The 16,255-nt window shown below is 66.3% G+C and carries 15 protein-coding genes; 4 read left to right on the forward strand and 11 right to left on the reverse strand.

What is annotated here, in order from left to right; all coding sequences use genetic code 11:
* The first annotated feature begins 66 nt into the window (after positions 1-66).
* Both M1D93_RS01635 and M1D93_RS01640 read left to right on the forward strand, forming a co-directional pair.
* The gene (locus M1D93_RS01635) at positions 67-642 is read left to right on the forward strand and encodes a DoxX family protein (protein ID WP_461173469.1); all 576 of its coding nucleotides are present in this window, start codon (positions 67-69) and stop codon (positions 640-642) included.
* A gap of 125 nt (positions 643-767) precedes the next feature.
* A complete protein-coding gene (locus M1D93_RS01640; RefSeq protein WP_461173470.1) occupies positions 768-1,550 on the forward strand; it encodes an SDR family NAD(P)-dependent oxidoreductase in 783 nt (260 codons plus the stop codon).
* 96 nt (positions 1,551-1,646) lie between these two features.
* Here the strand turns inward: M1D93_RS01640 and M1D93_RS01645 are convergent, their stop codons facing one another.
* The 9 genes from M1D93_RS01645 to M1D93_RS01685 form a co-directional block, all read right to left on the reverse strand.
* Positions 1,647-2,423: an SDR family NAD(P)-dependent oxidoreductase gene (locus M1D93_RS01645; RefSeq protein WP_461173471.1), complete on the reverse strand. Its 777-nt coding sequence runs from the start codon at positions 2,421-2,423 to the stop codon at positions 1,647-1,649.
* Position 2,424: 1 nt separating this feature from the next.
* Entirely contained in the window at positions 2,425-3,423 is a 999-nt protein-coding gene (locus M1D93_RS01650) for a fumarylacetoacetate hydrolase family protein (protein ID WP_461173472.1), read from the reverse strand.
* Positions 3,424-3,434: 11 nt separating this feature from the next.
* A complete protein-coding gene (locus tag M1D93_RS01655) occupies positions 3,435-4,508 on the reverse strand; it encodes an amidohydrolase family protein (protein ID WP_461173473.1) in 1,074 nt (357 codons plus the stop codon).
* Entirely contained in the window at positions 4,505-5,629 is a 1,125-nt protein-coding gene (locus tag M1D93_RS01660; RefSeq protein WP_461173474.1) for an FAD-dependent oxidoreductase, read from the reverse strand. Before M1D93_RS01660 ends, M1D93_RS01655 begins: the two co-directional genes overlap by 4 nt.
* A 61-nt stretch (positions 5,630-5,690) precedes the next feature.
* Positions 5,691-6,728, reverse strand: coding sequence for a cyclase family protein (locus tag M1D93_RS01665; protein WP_461173475.1), 1,038 nt, complete (start codon positions 6,726-6,728; stop codon positions 5,691-5,693).
* Entirely contained in the window at positions 6,725-7,687 is a 963-nt protein-coding gene (locus M1D93_RS01670; protein ID WP_461173476.1) for a fumarylacetoacetate hydrolase family protein, read from the reverse strand. Before M1D93_RS01670 ends, M1D93_RS01665 begins: the two co-directional genes overlap by 4 nt.
* Before the next feature lie 6 nt (positions 7,688-7,693).
* Complete coding sequence (locus M1D93_RS01675) at positions 7,694-8,713, reverse strand: VOC family protein (RefSeq protein ID WP_461173477.1); 1,020 nt, start codon at positions 8,711-8,713, stop codon at positions 7,694-7,696.
* Positions 8,714-8,961: 248 nt separating this feature from the next.
* Entirely contained in the window at positions 8,962-10,143 is a 1,182-nt protein-coding gene (locus M1D93_RS01680; protein WP_461173478.1) for an ABC transporter substrate-binding protein, read from the reverse strand.
* Positions 10,144-10,299: 156 nt separating this feature from the next.
* A complete protein-coding gene (locus M1D93_RS01685) occupies positions 10,300-11,010 on the reverse strand; it encodes a DUF2306 domain-containing protein (protein ID WP_461173479.1) in 711 nt (236 codons plus the stop codon).
* 157 nt (positions 11,011-11,167) lie between these two features.
* Between M1D93_RS01685 and M1D93_RS01690 the strand changes: the two genes are divergently transcribed.
* Positions 11,168-11,881, forward strand: coding sequence for a TetR/AcrR family transcriptional regulator (locus M1D93_RS01690; RefSeq protein ID WP_461173480.1), 714 nt, complete (start codon positions 11,168-11,170; stop codon positions 11,879-11,881).
* 81 nt (positions 11,882-11,962) lie between these two features.
* On the opposite strand, the gene M1D93_RS01695 is transcribed toward M1D93_RS01690, so the two are convergent.
* Together M1D93_RS01695 and M1D93_RS01700 are read right to left on the reverse strand one after the other, a co-directional pair.
* Positions 11,963-12,922 carry a polysaccharide deacetylase family protein gene (locus tag M1D93_RS01695; protein WP_461173481.1) on the reverse strand — a complete coding sequence of 320 codons (960 nt, stop codon included), beginning with the start codon at positions 12,920-12,922 and terminating at the stop codon, positions 11,963-11,965.
* 64 nt (positions 12,923-12,986) lie between these two features.
* Complete coding sequence (locus M1D93_RS01700) at positions 12,987-14,513, reverse strand: purine-cytosine permease family protein (RefSeq protein ID WP_461173482.1); 1,527 nt, start codon at positions 14,511-14,513, stop codon at positions 12,987-12,989.
* A 109-nt stretch (positions 14,514-14,622) separates the two neighbouring features.
* Here M1D93_RS01700 and M1D93_RS01705 point away from each other — a divergent pair, with 109 nt between their 5' ends.
* Entirely contained in the window at positions 14,623-16,182 is a 1,560-nt protein-coding gene (locus tag M1D93_RS01705) for a PucR family transcriptional regulator (protein WP_461173483.1), read from the forward strand.
* The last annotated feature ends 73 nt before the right edge of the window (positions 16,183-16,255 follow it).

The raw sequence follows: 16,255 nt of genomic DNA on the forward strand, positions 1-16,255 counted from the left end.
TGCGCGGCCGTAGACTCGTGCTGAAATGAGCCGTGCAGCGACTCAAACAACCCAAGGAGGACCGTTATGAGCAACGTAACCACCAGCCCTGAGGCCGCGGCCGCCGCACAAACCCTGTTCCGGGTCGGTCTCGGAGGGGTGCTTATCGCCCACGGATCCCAAAAGCTTTTCGGCTGGTTCGGCGGGGGAGGCGTCGAAGGCACCAGCAAAGGTATGCATGCCATGGGGTTCCGCCCGGCAAAGCCCAGCGCCATCCTTGCGGGCGTAGGTGAAGCAGGAGCCGGCCTGGCCTTGGCCCTGGGTCTGGCCACCCCGGCCGCCGGCGCCGCTGCTGCAACCACCATGGGCGTCGCAGCCAGCGTCCACGCCCCGAACGGCTTCTTCGCCATGGAGGGCGGCCTTGAGTACCCTGCCGTGCTGGGCCTGGCAGCAGCGGCGTTCACCATCGGCGGCTCCGGACCCTTCTCCTTGGATGCGCTCACCGGTCACGTCCTGGACCGGCCCTGGATGCGGATCACCGCTTTAGCCGTGATCCCCACCGCCATCGCCGTCCAGATTTACCGTCGTCGCCAAGCTCTGGCCGCCGACGCCGCGGCACCGGCCGCCGGCACTCCTGCGGTCATCGCCACGGAAGAGGGTTGAGCCCATCCCCGCGACTAACCCCGCGTCTATCCACGCGGCAGATACCACCTAGACCCGAAGGGCCGTTCCCCGGCCAGCCCGTCCCTGCGAAAGTCGAAGAAACACGCTTTCGTAAAGGACTCTTTATGCCTGCTTCCAGTCAGCGCCTGGCCGGCAAGACCGCCGTCATCACCGGAACGGCCAGCGGCCAGGGCAGGGCGGCCGCGCTCGCCTTCGCCGGGGCAGGAGCGTTGGTGGTGGGCTGTGACATGGACGACGACGGCGCCGCGGCCACGGTTGCGGCGGTCACCGCTGCCGGGGGCCGGATGAGCAGCAGCCGGGTGGATCTCACGGATGAGGCAGCTGTGGCCGGGTGGGCGTGGGATGTCGCGGCGGAGCACGGCCAGGTCCATATCGTCTATGCCAACGCGGCGGTCACCCGTTTCGCCCCGGTGGAGCAGCTCACCTTTGCCGACTGGAAGTGGAACGTGGAGCACGAAATGGATGTGGTGTTCCTGCCGGTGAAGTATTTCTGGCCGCAGCTGATCCAGGTGCCGAATGCGGCCATTGTACTGGTGGGGTCGACTGCGGGAGTCACCGGATCCATGACCAACGGCCGGCTGGCCCATACCGCCACGAAGGGTGCCGTGGTGGCCATGACCAAACAGCTCGCGGCCGAGGGCGCTCCGTATGGGCTTCGCGTTAACACCGTCAGCCCGGGAATGATCCGCACCGCGGCCACCGAGGGCAACCTGCTGGCACCGGACCACCCCATGCGGACTATCGCGGGCAGCATCCCGCTGGGGCGGATTGGGGCGCCGGAAGAAGTCGCCAACTGCGCGCTGTTCCTTGCGTCGGATGAAGCGTGGTATGTGACCGGTGCAAACCTGATGGTCGACGGCGGCTGGTCGGCGGTGCTGCCAGGCTAAGTTTCTCGCGGTGCCCCCCAACTAAGTAGCGCTATGTGTCGTTTTGACGCTCCAAAACGACACTTAGCGCTACCTAGTTGGGATGTATAGGGGCAGTCAGCGGAGGGCATCGGACACCGACTTGGCGCCGCCGTGGCCGGACTGGCCGCCGTCCACCGGGATTTCGGCCCCGGTCACGAACGAAGAGAGCGGGCTGAGCAGGAAGAGCACGACGGCGGCCACCTCCTCCACGTTCCCGGAGCGTCCCAGCGGGGTCTCTTCCAGAGTGGCTTGCCGGAACTCCGGTTTGGCGCCCGCCGTCATAGGCGTTTCGATGAAACCCGGGTGGACGGTGTTCACCCGAATGCCGCTGGGTCCAAGTTCCATCGCTGCCACTTGGGACAACCCGCGCAGCGCCCACTTGCTCGCGGTGTACGCCAGCGGATAATGAGCGGTTAGGCCGGCAGCAGAGCCAACATTGACGATCGATGAGCCGCTGCCCATCAGCGGAGACAGTGCCTGGATCCCCAACAGGCTGCCCGCCACGTTCACGTCGTAGACCCTGTGCAGGTCAGCCACTGATGCCTCAAGCAGCCGGCTGCGCTGGGTGATTCCGGCATTGTTGACCAGCCCGTCCACCTGCCAGCCCTGGGATTGGATCCAGGAAGCGAGGCCGGACCAACCGCCCTCATCAATGACGTCCAGCTGCCGGTACAGCAGCTCGCCGTCCGAAGCGAGGGACACGTCAGCCAGCCCGGCTGGCGCGTCCGCTGCCAGGTCCGTGGCAATGACCCGTGCCCCTGCCTCCGCCAGCAGTCGTGCTTCCGCGGCGCCCTGCCCCTGGCCTGCGCCGGTGACCACCACGGTCCGGCCTTCAAGCTGGAGGGAAACCACCTTAGACGCCGGAAGGAGCCGCAGCGGCAACCCGGTTACGGGGCCTGGGCCGGGCAGGCACACGGGTTACGGCCTCGCGCCGGGCGCCCACCGTGTTTTCGATGGTGCCGATGCCTTCCACCGTCATCCTCACCACGTCACCGGTCTTCAGGGGCGGGGGAGTCTTCGCGCCGTTCCGTCCCCACAGCTCCGCGAGGCAGCCGCTGCCGCACGTGCCGGAGCCCAGCACGTCGCCTGGCCGCACCACCGAGTCCTGCGAGGCGTAGGCCACCAGCTCGGCGAAGGGCCAGCCCATGTTGGACAGCAGGTCCTGGCCGATGGGCTCGCCATTGACTTCGACGGCCATGGAGATCGGCAGGAACCCTTCGGCGTCGTGCCGGTCCTCGAATTCGTCGGCAGTCACGATCCAGGGCCCCAGGGTGTTGGCGAAGTCCTTGCCCTTGCAGGGGCCGAGGCTGACCTTCATTTCACGGCGCTGCAGGTCCCGTGCGGACCAGTCGTTGAGGATTGTGTAACCGAAGATGTGCCGGTGCGCCTCGGCAGCGGTCAGGTTCCTGCCGTCGCTCCCGGGGACGCGTCCGACGACGGCGGCCACTTCAGTCTCAAAGTCCAGGTCCTCACAGCCCGCCGGAATCCCAATTACCTCGCCCGTGCCGGTCACGGTATGAGGGTTGGTGAAGTAGAACGTGGGTGCCTCGTACCACTCGGGCACCACGCCGGCCACGCCGTCGATGCTCTTCCGCACGCCTTCCACATGTTCCTCGAACGCCACGAAGTCCCGCATGGTGGCGGGCTCGAGCGGGGCGAGCAGCTGGACGTCCGCCAGCGGAACGGCAGGGGCGGAAGCTACGGTTTCCCGGGCAACGCGCAGGGTGTCGTCCAGACCGGCGTCCAGCAGCGTCTGGACGCCCTGGCCGCCGGGCAGGGCGTAGCAGGATCCGCCGTCCACGAAGCCGGACTGCGTCCCGCCGTCGTGGTTCCAGCGTGCAATCTTGACCATGGAAGTGTTCCTTAAGCGTTGGGTCGGGCGGTCAGGGCGGCCGCTGCGGTGATGCCCAGGGTGCGTGCGTTGCCGCCCAAAACCTGTGCCTCGTCGTCGGCCGGGAGCGCGGCAGCCTGGATCTCGTCCACCGGAAGGTCGGAGCCCATGTCGAAGGGGTAGTCCGAGCCCAGCAGTACCTGCTCCGGACCGGCTGCGGCGACGAGTGCCTTCAGTTCAGCGGGGCTGTGGACGAGCGAGTCGAAGTACAGCTTCTTCAGGTAGGACGACGGCGGCTGGGCACAGCCGTGTGCCTCAGGCCGGACCTTCCACGCGTGGTCTGAGCGGCCCAGGGTGGTGGGCAGGTAGCCGCCGCCGTGCGCCGCGAGTACCTTGAGCTCCGGGTACCGGTCCAGGACGCCGCTGAAGATCAGGTGGGACAGGGCCACCGCGTTCTCGGCGGGCTGCGAGACGGTGTTGGCGAGGTAGAAGCGGTCCAGCCGCTCATCCAGCGAGCAGCCAAACGGGTGCAGGAACACCAGGGCGCCCAGCTCCTCGGCCCGGCTCCAGAACGGCTCCAGCCGGGGGTCGGAGAGTTCCACGGTGCTGCGCTCCGGATCGTTCGGCGTGGCGGCGAACGATCCGATTTCGACGCCGAGCAGCCCGCACTCCAGAACCGCGTGCTCCAGGGCTTCCACCATCAGGGCGGGGTGCTGGAGCGGGACCAGGCCCAGCCCGTTGAGCCGCTCCGGGGCGCGGTCCACGAACTCGCGGACAGCCCGGTTCGCTGCCTTTGCCACCTTCATGGCCAGCTCCTCGCCGGCGAAGTAGTAGAAGTGCGACGGCGACGGCGAGACCAGCTGTACGTCCACGCCTTGGGCATCCATGTCCGCGAGCCGGCGGTCCAGGTCCGTCAGCTGCGGCCAGCGCTCCTTGATCATCCGCCCCGAAGCGGCCATCGATTCGGGTCCGTTGCGCCGCACCTCCAGGGCCTGCTGCGCGCCGAAGCCCTCCGGGTCCGCCTCGGCCACGAGCTGCTGCAGGGCCGGAAGCAGGATATGGGCGTGGACGTCAACGGTGGGGGTTTGAGTTATGCCGTTGCTCATGCCGGTTCCTTAACGAGGCTGGAGATTGAATGCATAAGGCCGGGCACGTTGGCATCCCGGACGCCGTCGAGCATCCACTGGCCCAACTGGACGGACGCGTTGACAACTGCCTTTGCCCTGTCCAGGCGGCGGTCGGTGAACTCTTTCCAGAGCGTCTCGGTAACGTCGTCGGCACTGATGAGGAGCTCGGCCAGCACAGCCGCATCCTCCATCGCCATGGCAGCACCCTGCGCAATCGTTGGCGGGCAGCTGTGCGCGGCGTCGCCGATGATGACGCTGCGGCCGCGGTTCCAGGACCCGTCGACCAGGTGGGTGGTGAACCAGGTGTAGTTGATGCGGGCACTGTGGTCCAGGTTGGTGCGGATCTCGTTCCAGGGGCCGCCGTAGGCCGCGGCGAGTTCAGCCATGATGCGGGGGCCGTCCTCGTGCTTGCGCTCCTGGGCCTTCTCCACCAGGTAGGCGTAGATGGTGTCAGGGCCTGTGGGGCAGTAGCCGGCGATGAAGCAGGGTCCGCCGTAGGTCAGGTCCGTCCGGACCACCTCTTCCGGGCGCTCCACAAAGGCGCGCCAGATGCCCATGCCCGTGGGCTGCGGCTCTACCTCGATGCCGATCTCCTTGCGGACAGCGGAGTGCAGGCCGTCGGCGCCAATCAGGAGGTTGTAGGTGGCGGTGGCGCCGTCGGCGGTGCCCACGGTGACGGACCCGCCGTCGTCCGTTATGCCGGTGACTGTCCTGCCGTAGCTGATCCGGGCGCCTGCCTGCTCTGCCCGGTCGCGGAGGATGGCGGTGAGGTCGGGGCGGTACATGCCCATTGTGGCGGGCAGGTCATCACCGCCCGTCCGGATGTCCTCCAGGAGGGCGATGACGGTGCCGTCGGGGTCCGGGGCGCGCAGGCCCAGGGTGCTGAAGCCGTAGCCCTTCGCCTCGACCTGATCCCAGACGCCGAGTTGGCGGAGGACCCGCAGGGCGTTGCCCTGCAGGGTGATCCCGGATCCAAGGGTCTGCGGCGCTTCCGCCTTCTCAAGGATTTCCACCTGGATTCCGGCGTCGGCCAGGAGGATGGCTGCGGTCAGTCCCGCGGCTCCGGCCCCGACGATTCCGACGTTCTGTACTGCTGCCATCGCTGACTCCTTTGTATTGACGGCGTTACTGCTGGTGGTTTTGTTGCTGTTTTAACTGAAGCTACCGGACGGCGATCGGGTTGACGGGCGATCCGACGGCACCGGTGATCGGAAGAGGCGCGGCGGTGAGCAGGAAGTCGTACCTGCCGTCCGCCGCACACGCTTCAGCCAGGCCATCCGGGTCCCACATCTCGCCCAGGAACAGGCCGAGGTTGGGGATGGCGATCTGGTGCAGGGGCTGGAAGGCGGCGTCGAACTCGTTGGGACGGACTTCGAACCCCCAGGTGTCGGTGGCGATCCCGGCGATTTCCGAGCGGTGCAGCCACGGTGCCGTACTGAAGGACAGGCCCGGTGCCGAACCGCCGGCGTAGTCGCCCCAGCCGTCCCGGCGGACCCTCGTGTGCTGCCCGGTGCGGATCACCACGATGTCGCCGCGGCCCACCTTTGAGCTGTGCCCCTGCAGGTCAATGGTCCGCTGGAGGTGTTCGGGGGTGATGGCGAAACCGTCCGGCAGTTCGCCGTCGTTCCTTCCCAGTTCCGGGCCGAGCGCACGGCCGACGTCGAGCAGGACGCCGCGGGTGACGATCTTGGCCGCAGCGGTTTCGATGCCGGTCACCAGGTCGCCCTCCGAGGTGACTACGTCGCCGGCTGCCCTGCCGTTCCAGGCCTTGCCCTGGTCGAAGATGTGGCCCAGGCCGTCCCACTGGGTGGAGCACTGCAGCGGCATGGCGATCACGTCGTCGGCACCGCCGAAGCCGTGCGGAAATCCCTGGTTGCCGCGTTCGGCGTCCACCCCGGTGTCCGTCATGGTGTGGACGGGGTTGGTGCGGCGGCGCCAGCCCTTCTGCGGTCCGTTGGTGTCGAACGGCTGGGACAGCGAGAACGCCTCACCGGTCCTGACGAGGGCCGCGGCTTCGACGCGCTTGGCGGCGTCGATGAAGTTCAGGGTGCCCAGGACGTCGTCCTGGCCCCAGCGGCCCCAGTTGTTGTGGGCCGCGGCCATGGCGCGGATGCTGCCCAGCGGGTCCTCACGCCGGATCACCGGGGAATCGGTTGATTCCCCGGTGGCGGTGGTTGGTGCTGTGTCCTGCGTGGTCACTGCTTGCTGCCTTCAGCGAGAACTTCGTCCTTGCAGCGGATCAGCTGGGTGCCAAGGCCCGTGATGGTGCCTTCCATGACATCCCCGTCTTGAAGCAGGCGGCCCCAGTGTTGGCCGTTGCCGGCGGGGCTTCCGGTGAGGACCAGGTCCCCGGGCCGGAGCGGCATGATTTGCGAGGCCTCGCTGACCAGCTTGGCCACCCCGAAGATCATGTCCTGTGTGGACTCGTCCTGCATGGCCTTGCCGTTAAGCTTCAAGGTCACTTGAACGTCCTGCGGGTCCCCGAAGAACTTGGCGGGCACCAGCAGCGGACCGGTGGGCAGGAAACCGGGGGCGTTCTTGGCGCGGTACCAGTCAGAGCCGATGGCCGGCATGTCCTTGCGGAAGACGTATTCACGGGTGGTGATGTCGTTGACCATGGTGTAACCGAAGACGTAGTCCAGGGCTTCCTCGGGGGTGACGCGGAACGCGGTCCTGCCGATGACCGCTGCCAGTTCCAGCTCCCAGTCGTGGGACTTGGAGTAGGCAGGCAGGGTGAGGTCGTCCGTTGCGGAGGCGATCGCCGTCGGAAGCCCGATGAAGAAGTACGGCGTGCCCTGGCCTGCCCGCTTGTCCATCATGGCCGCCGTCTTGGTGCGCACTTCTTCCTCGTCCTCGCCCGGTTCGCGGTGCGCTGCGGCGAGGTCGATCACGTGCTTGCGGTAATTCGCGCCAGTCTGCAGCACCTGGGCCGGTTCCACCGGGGCGAGGACCTCGACGTCGGCGAGTGCCAGGCTGGCGTCCTGGCCGGCGGCGGCGGCGAGGGTGTCCAGCTGGGCTTCGGCGGTTTCCCAGTGCTCGATCAGGGAGTTGATGTCCCCGTCCAGTGGCAGGACCCGGTCATTGATCAGCAGGCCGGCGCGGGCCTTGCCGTCGCCGGCTTCCTGGAAGCGGATGAGGGCATATGTTGCTTCAGGCATATCTTTCTAGCCCCGTCCCTGCTTGGCGTAGGGGTTCAAGAGGGCTTCCTTCATTTCGGGGGAGGCACCTTCTTCGGTGGCGGTGAAGCCCTCGGCCGGCGGGAAGGACTCGGTCATGGAGTGCGGCATGGCGCCGTTCTTGTAGAAGTTGTTGGAGCCCAGCGACGGCTTCCAGGTGTTGGCGTCCCAGTCCGGGACGTAGTTGCGGTAGCCGCCGGAGTTCAGTTCGACGCGCATGCCGGAGGGGTCGCGGAAGTAGAGGAAGTTCTGTTCGCCCACGCCGTGGATTGAGGGGCCGTATTCCATCGGCGTGCCGTTTTCCATCATGACGTCGGCGGTGCGGAGCAGGTCCTCGGTGGCGTCCACCCAGAAGGCGATGTGGTTGACGCGGCCGGCGCGGCTGGAGGTGTCCAGGACGACGCCGAGGTCGTGGGACTTTTCGTTGGTGGTCAGCACGGAGAACACGGTGATGGGTGCTTCGTCCAGGTCAACGAAGGCCATGACGCGGAAGCCGAGGGCCTCGTTGTACCACTTGGCGAAACCGCGGACATCGGAGGACGCCACGGTGACGTGGTCCAGGAAGCGGGGTGCGGCGGCGTGGCTGCTGCGGCGCTCGGGCCGGTCCGGGTAGGTGGACTCGAAGCCGGGTTCGGCTACGAACTTTTCCACTTCATAGAAGAGGCGCATGTGGTGGCCGTAGGGGCCGGTGAATTCGTAGGCCTTGCCGAAGCCGTGGCCGCCGGGGGTCCAGGTGCCCTGGACGCCGGTTGCTTCGATGCGCTGGGCTGCGGCTTCGAGGGCTGCCTGGGAGTTGGTCCGCCAGGCCATCCGGCCCAGGGACGCTTCCGGTCCTTCGGTGATGACCAGGCTGTAGCGGTAGTAGTCGCCCCAGCAGCGCAGGTAGACGTTGCCGTCCACGCGGTCGATGATGCGCATGCCGAACTTTTCCTCGTAGAACCGTGCCGAGGCTTCGACGTCCGGGGTGGTGATTTCGAGGTGGGCAAGATGGGAGAGGGGAGTTTCCACGTTGAAGTCCTTCTGGTTACTGGCTGCGGTACAGGTTGCTGCAGGTCCTGTAACTACTGTGAGGCACTTCATATATTCGGGGAAGGCGAGCTTTTTGATATCAACTATCCGCCCCGCTGATACCCGCCACAGCGACGCTCTCTCACTAAATGGGGTTAAATCACTAACGCTCTCTCACTTTCTTAAGGAAAGTGAGAGAGCGTTAGCGAAAATGGCGCGTTAAGTGAGAGAGCGTGCCAGTGGTTGGGTTACTCCTTGCCGAGCCCCGCGGCCGAAGTCTTCTCGCCTGCCACGCTGTTGAGCGCGGCCAGGTCGAAGATGCCGTTGATGTCGGCCTGCTTGGTGGTGCCGGCAGCGACGCCGTCGGCCAGGAGCTTCTGGTAGGTTCCGGCCAGCGGGTCCACGGTGAACACGATGTTCTTCAGCGACCTGTCGATCACGTCCGCCTTCAGTTCGGCGCCGGCGGATTCCTTCAAAGCGGCGTTGATGATAGAGGCCTTCTCGCCGTCGGCCGCGTTGTTCAGCCACTCCACCGACTTCACGTGCCCCTTCAGCAGCGCCTTCACGGTGTCCGGGTGGTCAGTGGCGAATTTCTGGCTGACGATCAGGATGGTGGTGGGGAATTCGCCCGGCTTGCCGGACAGCGAGCCGTCCCACAGGTCCTTCTCATCCACCAGCACCTTGGCTCCGGCGGTCAGTACCAAACGGGAGGCCCAGGGCTCAGGCAGCCACGCGCCGTCGAGCTTTCCGTCCTGGAACAGCTTCAGGGTCTGGGCGTTTTCAGTGGGGTTGATGGCGACGTCGCCGCTGCCGTCCACGTTGGTCTTGTAGCCCTGCGAAGCGAGCCACGCCCGGAGCGCAACGTCCTGCGTGCCGCCAAGCTGCGGGGAGGCGAGCGTCTTGCCCTGGAGGTCTGCGGGGGAGTTTATCTCTGGCTTGACCACCAGCTGGGCGCCGCCGGCGGCTGCGCCGGCAATGATGTGCACCGACTCGCCGGCGCTCTTGACGTAGGAGTTGATGGCCGGGTTCGGGCCGATGTAGGTGGCGTCGATGGCGCCGGCGTTCAGGGCCTCGATGGCGGCGGGGCCGGCGTTGAACACCTGGGTGGTCAGCTTCGTATCGCCGAGTTCATCGGCAATGTGGCCCTGGCTGACGCCGACGAGGGCGGGGGCGTGGGTGACGTTGCCGAAGTAGCCGAGCTTCAGTTCTGCGGCGGGGTTGCCGGCAGCTGCGGTCTCCTGGACCGCTGCCGGCGCACTGTTGTTGTTGTTGACCGCGGAGGCGACGGCGGCGCCGCCACCGACGAGGGCCAGGATGCCGGCGGCGATGCCGATCTTCAGGCCGAGGGGGCGCTTGGGAGTGGCTGACTGGCCGGCGACGATGCGGGTGGAGCTTGGCTGTTCCGGACTCTTGCTTGAGGGGTCTGACATTGGAAAGTTCCTTTGCTGGGGGATGCTGAGTTGAGAGTACGGAGCACCCGGCAGCGCCACAATCATTCCCGTAGCGGGCGTTCACGGGACGTCGCGAACGCTCAACAGGGCGTAGCGCAGCGTCAAGGAACGTCTCGGGAAGACACAGAACAAGGCTTACGACGGCGTCGCCCGGACTAGCGGGCGCGGGAACGTTTGGCGGGTGGGAAGGGAGCGCCTGCGGATGAAATACTCCGCCACGGCGAGGTTGATGACCCAGGCGGCCCCCATCAGAACGGCCCTCGTTGTAACGTCCGGCGGGCTGGCGAGTAGTTCGGGCACGATGAGGATCAGGGCCTGGGTTCCAGCACCGAGGCCGATGGCGTACGCCCTGGTCATCCACCCGCCGTGCTTCGTGAAGTCGCGGCGCAGCACTGCGCGAAGTCCCAGGATGAGGCTGAGTGCCATGGCGGAGCCGAAAACGAGCCGAAGGACAAGCAGCAGCTGCCCGTCGCTGGGCGGCAGCGTGTAGAAGACCGCCATATAGAGGCCGGACAGTGCTGCGAGCAGGCCCGCCGGCAGGAGGACTCGCCCGGCGATACGGTGCCAGCGGCGCCGGCGGAGCGACGGAACGAACTGGAATGCTCCGAGCAGGGAGTAGACGGTGACACTGACGATATGGATTACCACCGGTGTGGGGGAGTCGAAGAACCTGGCGTTGCGCTCCGTCACTGCCGCTCCACCGGTCAGTTCGGTCAGCCGGGCGGCGCCGGCGATCACCGGGATGAGGCTGAGGAAGATCAGGCCGGCGGGAACAAGCCACTCCCGTCGCCGTCGCTTTACAGCCGCGGGCGCCTTCGCCGGTGCACTTTGCCTTGTGGTTTGCATTGTCCTGCTCCTCTTGGTGCCGGCGTGCTTGCCCTCCGGAAGCGGACCAGGAGGTCGCCCTTGGGGCTGAGGTGTACGACGTACACCTTCTAGGACCAAATGTAGGTGTACGCCGTACACTGGTCAAGGGGTGCAAGGAAACGGAAGGACCAATGGCATGAGCAGGCAGGGCGCGGCGCAGCGCGTGCGCCTCAACCGCGACAGGGTGCTGCAGGCCGCCGTCGCGCTTGCCGACGAAATAGGGATCGGGCCGCTGAGTATGCGCAGGCTTGCCCAGGAGCTCGACGTGGTGCCCATGGCGCTGTACAAACATGTAGCCCACAAGGAGGAGCTTCTCGACGGCATGATCGACGTGATCATCACCGAGATCGATCCGCCGGCCACCGGCCTGGGCTGGAAGGACGTGGTCCGGCGCAGGATCCTTTCAGCTCGGAGCGTCCTTCAGCGGCATCAATGGGCCCGGCAGGTCCTCGAAACGCGCACCAACAAAACGCCCGGCGTCCTCGCCTACATGGACTCGTTTATCGGAATGTTTCTCGAGGGCGGCTTCTCGGTGGATCTGACCCACCACGTCATGCACGCCATTGGCAGCCGCATGTGGGGCTTCACCCAGGAGCTGTTCCAGGAACCGGCCGAGCCAACGGACGGAGCGGTGGCGGACCCGGACGAGGCGGCCCGGCAGGCAATGCTCCAGGAGATGGCCAGGCGCTACCCGAATGTCCTGACGATCGCCATGGCTTCCGCCCACGATCCGGACGCCGTTGTTGGGCAGGGCTGTGATGACCAGTTTGAATTCGAGTTCGCGCTCGACCTGCTGCTGGACGGCATCGAGAAACTGCACGCCCAGGGTTGGACGTCGGCGCGGGCGTAAGGGCAACCGCTTAAAACAAAGGGAGTGGTGCCGCGCCCTGCCCGAAGGCGCAGTACCACTCCACTTTGTGTTGTGTCGGCTTTAGCTGCCGGCGGCTGCCGGCCTGGACTCCCGCACCACCGGCGGCGTGAACCGTGCCCCTGTGTCCGGGAAGGCAGGCACCTCGATGCGGGCGTGGGTGTGGACCTCCTGGACGGTCCGGCGGGTGTGTTCCGCAATGTCTTCCATGGTGGCCACCCACATGCCGTCCATTGCTTTCACCCTTTCAATCAGCCTTTCCAGGGCCACTGCTTTTGAGGGCCGGCCGGAGATGAAGGGATGGTTGGTGAGGACAAAGCAGCTGCCCTGGGCATGGTGTGCCTCCGCTTCGAGCGTCCACATTTCGAGGACCTTGGCCGGGCTTTCGATGACACCGCTGCCCGTGACGCCGGGGTAGAAGGCGTACTGCTCCCAGTCGTCCAGGGCCCAGTCCACGGGGATTTCCACGATGTCCCGGGTGTCACCCGGGGCGACGCTGAAGCGGTAGGGGGCGTCGCCGTCGAGCAGGCTCGAATCGTAGAGGAAGCCGCGGTCCGCCAGAAGCGCGGGCGAATGCCAGTTGAGCTCCCACCACGGCGCCCGGTACCCCACCGGCTCCACTCCGGCGGCCTTCGCCAGGGCCTCCAGTCCGCGGTCGATGTAGCGGGCCTCCGTTTCGGCGTCGATGCCCTGCATTGGCTCATGCAGGTAGCCGTGGTGGGCCACCTCGTGCCCGGCGTCCACGATCCGCCGCACCGTGTCCGGGTAGCACTCGGCCGTGAAACCGGGAACAAAGAACGTGGCGCGGATGTCCTGGCGCTGGAGGATCTGCAGCAGCCGGGGAACAGCCACCTTGGGCCCGTAGGACTGGTGCGTCATCAGGGACATCCGGCGGGTGCTCTTGGGATCATGGGCGATGGTGCAGGATTCGGCGTCGACGTCGAACGTGAAGGACGCTGCTGCCCGCTTGCCTTGCGGCCAGGTGATGGGGTGGGCGGAGTCGGGGAACGCTTCAAGAGTCATGCGGAGAAGTCCTGTCGTAACGGGGTGCGGCGGTTCAGAATGTGCGGTTCTGCAATGTGCGGGTTCAGAGTGCGGCGGGCGTCCCGGGCTGGGCGGCGGCGCCGGTCAGCTCGGAGGGCAGCTGGTGGTGGGCAGATGTCGGGCCGGACTCGATGAATTTGCGGTGCATCCTCGGTCCCAGGATGGCGTAGCTGGTGGCGCTGGCAAGGCCGCCGGCCAGCCAGGACAGGTCCCAGCCGCCCAAAGCCACGGCGATGGGGCCCTGCATCGCAGGGACGAGGCCGTACATAAACAGCCAGGTGGCGAAGATGCCCACCAGGAGGGAGGTAATGCCCGCCCAGTTGACGCCGGGGAGCCGCCGGGTGCCGACGCCGTCGAACAGTCTTTCCGGATTGCCGGGCCAGCGCTTGTCGATCCAGAAGTAGTGGACCAGCATGACGCCGCCCCAGGCGGCCACCCAGGCGACGAGTCCGATGAGCCAGGCGTCGAGGACTGCGGCGAAGTCCTCCTGGAAGATGAAGAAGACGACGGCGGCGAGCGAGAAGACGCCGACGAACAGGTTGAGCTTGCGGCGGCTGATGGTGATGTCGAGTGCCTGGGTGGCCACCGAGAAGGTGTAGATGTTCAGGATGTTGGTGGCGATGGGGCCGTGGAGCACCATCAGCAGTACGGGCAGTGCGAGGACGCCGAAGTTCTGGACGATGAGCTTGCCGGGGTCGATTTCGCCGCTGTTGGTGGCCAGGCTTGCGCCCAGGACACCGAGCCAGACGACGGGGATGAATTGGCCCAGCACCGATGCCAGGTAGACCTTTTTCTTGGGCACTTCGGTGCTGACGAACCGGGAGTAGTCTGCGGCGTAGGTGAACCAGGTGATGCCCCAGCCGATGCCGATGGCGGTCATCACGGCGCTCATCGCTGCAATCCGCTCCGAGCCTTCGAGGATGTTGCCGGCGGGACCGGCGTAAGCCCAGTTGATGTCCATGCCGAACCACGCCACAGCAGACATCACGGCCAGGATGACGATGGTGGGCGGGACAGTCCACTTTTCGAAGGCAGCAATTGCCTTGTAGCCAAACCAGGCGATGGCTACCTGGGCGGCCATGATTCCGGTTGCGACCGCAATCTTCCAGCCGTAGTTGGCCGCTGTAGGGTCCACCCAGCCGAGGGTTCCGAAGAGTGCCATGACCAGGTCCAGGATGATCCAGGTGTTGACGGCGCACCAGCCGATTACCAGGAGCGCCTGAATGGCTGCGGGGAGGTAGTTCCCCCGCCTGCCGAATGCGGCCCGGGCGAGCACCATGCCGGTGGCGCCGGTCTTCTGGCCGAGGAGGACGAAGCAGCCGAAGAGCAGCATGCCGATCAGGTTGCCCAGCACCAGGACCGTCACGGTGTCCGCGAAACCCAGCCCCAGGTGGATTCCGAGGGCGCCCAGTACCCAGTTGATCGGTGCCAGGTTGGCGCCGGCCCAGATCCAGAACTGGCCGGAGACCTTGTGCGTGCGCTTGGATTCGGGAATTGGCTGGAGCCAGGCTTCGACGTCCTCCGTGTGAACGGATTGCTCGGCTCCTGGGGCTGTAGGTTGTTGTTGCATCGGGGCCTCTTCGTTGAGGGGATGGGGATTCTTCAAGATTATGTGTCGGGGGCCACCTTCACCATCTACAATGTGTCTTGAGCTTTCCCCTTCTACATGACGGAGTGTCATGCCTGTTCGATTGGAAGATGTTCTACGGCATTCCACCGTTGTTGCCGCGGATCCCGTGGTCCGGGCGGCGGCGGGACTGGTTCCCCAAACCCAGCTGCGGTGGATCCACTCCAGCGAGGTTTTGGACATTGCCTCGCTGCTCGGCGGCGGGGAGCTGCTGCTGACAGGCGGCCAGGCCCTGGCGCTCGCTACCGATGAGCGCCGCACGGGCTACATCCATGATCTGGCCGAGCGTGGGGTGGCGGCGCTCGCCATCGAGACCGGCACTGTGCTGCCGTCCATTCCTTCCTCGATGATTTCGGCTGCCGAGGAAGACGGGCTTCCCCTGATCGAGCTTCGCAAGGTGGTGCCTTTTGTGGCGGTCATGGAGGCTATCAACTCACAGCTCGTCAGCCAGTCCGCCGCGCAGCTGCAGGAGGCCGACCAGGCCAGCCACGCCATGGCGGTGGAACTCGCGCACGGAGGCAGCCTGGACCGGATTCTTGCAGTCCTGGCTGCTGCAACGGGTTCGGACGTGGTGCTCACCTCTACCGCCGGGATTACCCTCGCGAGTGCGGAACCTGCGGGGGAGAGTGAAGCATCCGCCTCCTTGGACGGTATCCCCGGGGATCATCAGCGGGCCGTCCATATTGAAGTGCCCGTGAGGGGGATTCCCTCTGCCCGCCTGACACTGCAGGTGCGCGGCGAAGCCGACGTGAACCTGGCACGGATCGCCGGCAACCGTTCCGTGGACATCCTGGCCCTTGCCTTGCTGCAACGGATGCCTCCCGGTCTGAAGGAGATGGCCGGCGCTGCGCTGATCCGGGCCATTGATTCCGGCAAGCAGAACTGGCGGCTGCAGGAGCTGGCTCCCGCCGCAGGCATCCCTGTCTCCGCCCATGTGGTGGCGGTGGTTATGCGCTCCTCCGCTTCGCAGCAGCTCCGGCGGCAAGTGGAGCACCTCCTGGACCCGGGTGGCCAGCACGGCGCCAGTTATGCGGACAACGCGGAGCTGCTGGCCCTGGGGGTCCTCCGATCCGGGAATGCGCAGGATGAGCGGCAAAAGATCGTGGACGGCCTGCAGTCGCTGACGGTACCGGAGGGAACGGTGAGTGCCGTCGGGCCGATTGCCTCGGGCATCTCCTCCGCTCCCTGGTCCCTGGCCGAGGCGAGGCTCACGCTGGAACTGGCTGCCGACGTCGGACGTGGCAGTTTCGGCCGAACCGCACCCGGGGTAGGCGGGCAGGGCACCGTCCTTGATGCCCAGGCGTTCGCTGTGGAACGGTTCGCAGTGCACTCCGTGGACGAGGCCGTGCGCCGCGACTTCGTGGGCCAACAGCTCGGCGCCGTCCTTGAGCACGACGCCCAGCGCCAGTCCAAGCTGGTGGAGACGCTGCGGGTCTGGCTGGACTCCGGCTGCAACACCGCCCAGGCTGCAAGGGAGCTGCATGTGGAGCGGCAGTCCATGCACCAGCGCTTGCAGCGGATCTTCTCCCTCTGCGGCGGCGACCCCCGGGGAACCGGCCGCCTTCCCGCCCTGCACCTGGCCACCCGCCTCGCCGCCCTCCAGCCCCAATAACCAGCTGCGACGCTCTCTCACTTAACGCGGCTTTTCCGGCGATCCTCTCTCACTTAACGTGGCTTTTCCGGGG

Source organism: Arthrobacter sp. Z1-9, assembly GCF_054792695.1.

Bases quoted from the DNA above. Each gene is read 5' to 3' on its own strand.
- M1D93_RS01635 (WP_461173469.1), top strand. From the start codon at position 67: ATGAGCAACGTAACCACCAGCCCTGAGGCCGCGGCCGCCGCACAAACC.
- M1D93_RS01685 (WP_461173479.1), bottom strand. From the start codon at position 11,010: ATGCAAACCACAAGGCAAAGTGCACCGGCGAAGGCGCCCGCGGCTGTA.
- M1D93_RS01650 (WP_461173472.1), bottom strand. From the start codon at position 3,423: ATGGTCAAGATTGCACGCTGGAACCACGACGGCGGGACGCAGTCCGGC.
- M1D93_RS01695 (WP_461173481.1), bottom strand. From the start codon at position 12,922: ATGACTCTTGAAGCGTTCCCCGACTCCGCCCACCCCATCACCTGGCCG.
- M1D93_RS01705 (WP_461173483.1), top strand. From the start codon at position 14,623: ATGCCTGTTCGATTGGAAGATGTTCTACGGCATTCCACCGTTGTTGCC.
- M1D93_RS01690 (WP_461173480.1), top strand. From the start codon at position 11,168: ATGAGCAGGCAGGGCGCGGCGCAGCGCGTGCGCCTCAACCGCGACAGG.
- M1D93_RS01660 (WP_461173474.1), bottom strand. From the start codon at position 5,629: ATGGCAGCAGTACAGAACGTCGGAATCGTCGGGGCCGGAGCCGCGGGA.
- M1D93_RS01655 (WP_461173473.1), bottom strand. From the start codon at position 4,508: ATGAGCAACGGCATAACTCAAACCCCCACCGTTGACGTCCACGCCCAT.
- M1D93_RS01670 (WP_461173476.1), bottom strand. From the start codon at position 7,687: ATGCCTGAAGCAACATATGCCCTCATCCGCTTCCAGGAAGCCGGCGAC.
- M1D93_RS01640 (WP_461173470.1), top strand. From the start codon at position 768: ATGCCTGCTTCCAGTCAGCGCCTGGCCGGCAAGACCGCCGTCATCACC.
- M1D93_RS01680 (WP_461173478.1), bottom strand. From the start codon at position 10,143: ATGTCAGACCCCTCAAGCAAGAGTCCGGAACAGCCAAGCTCCACCCGC.
- M1D93_RS01700 (WP_461173482.1), bottom strand. From the start codon at position 14,513: ATGCAACAACAACCTACAGCCCCAGGAGCCGAGCAATCCGTTCACACG.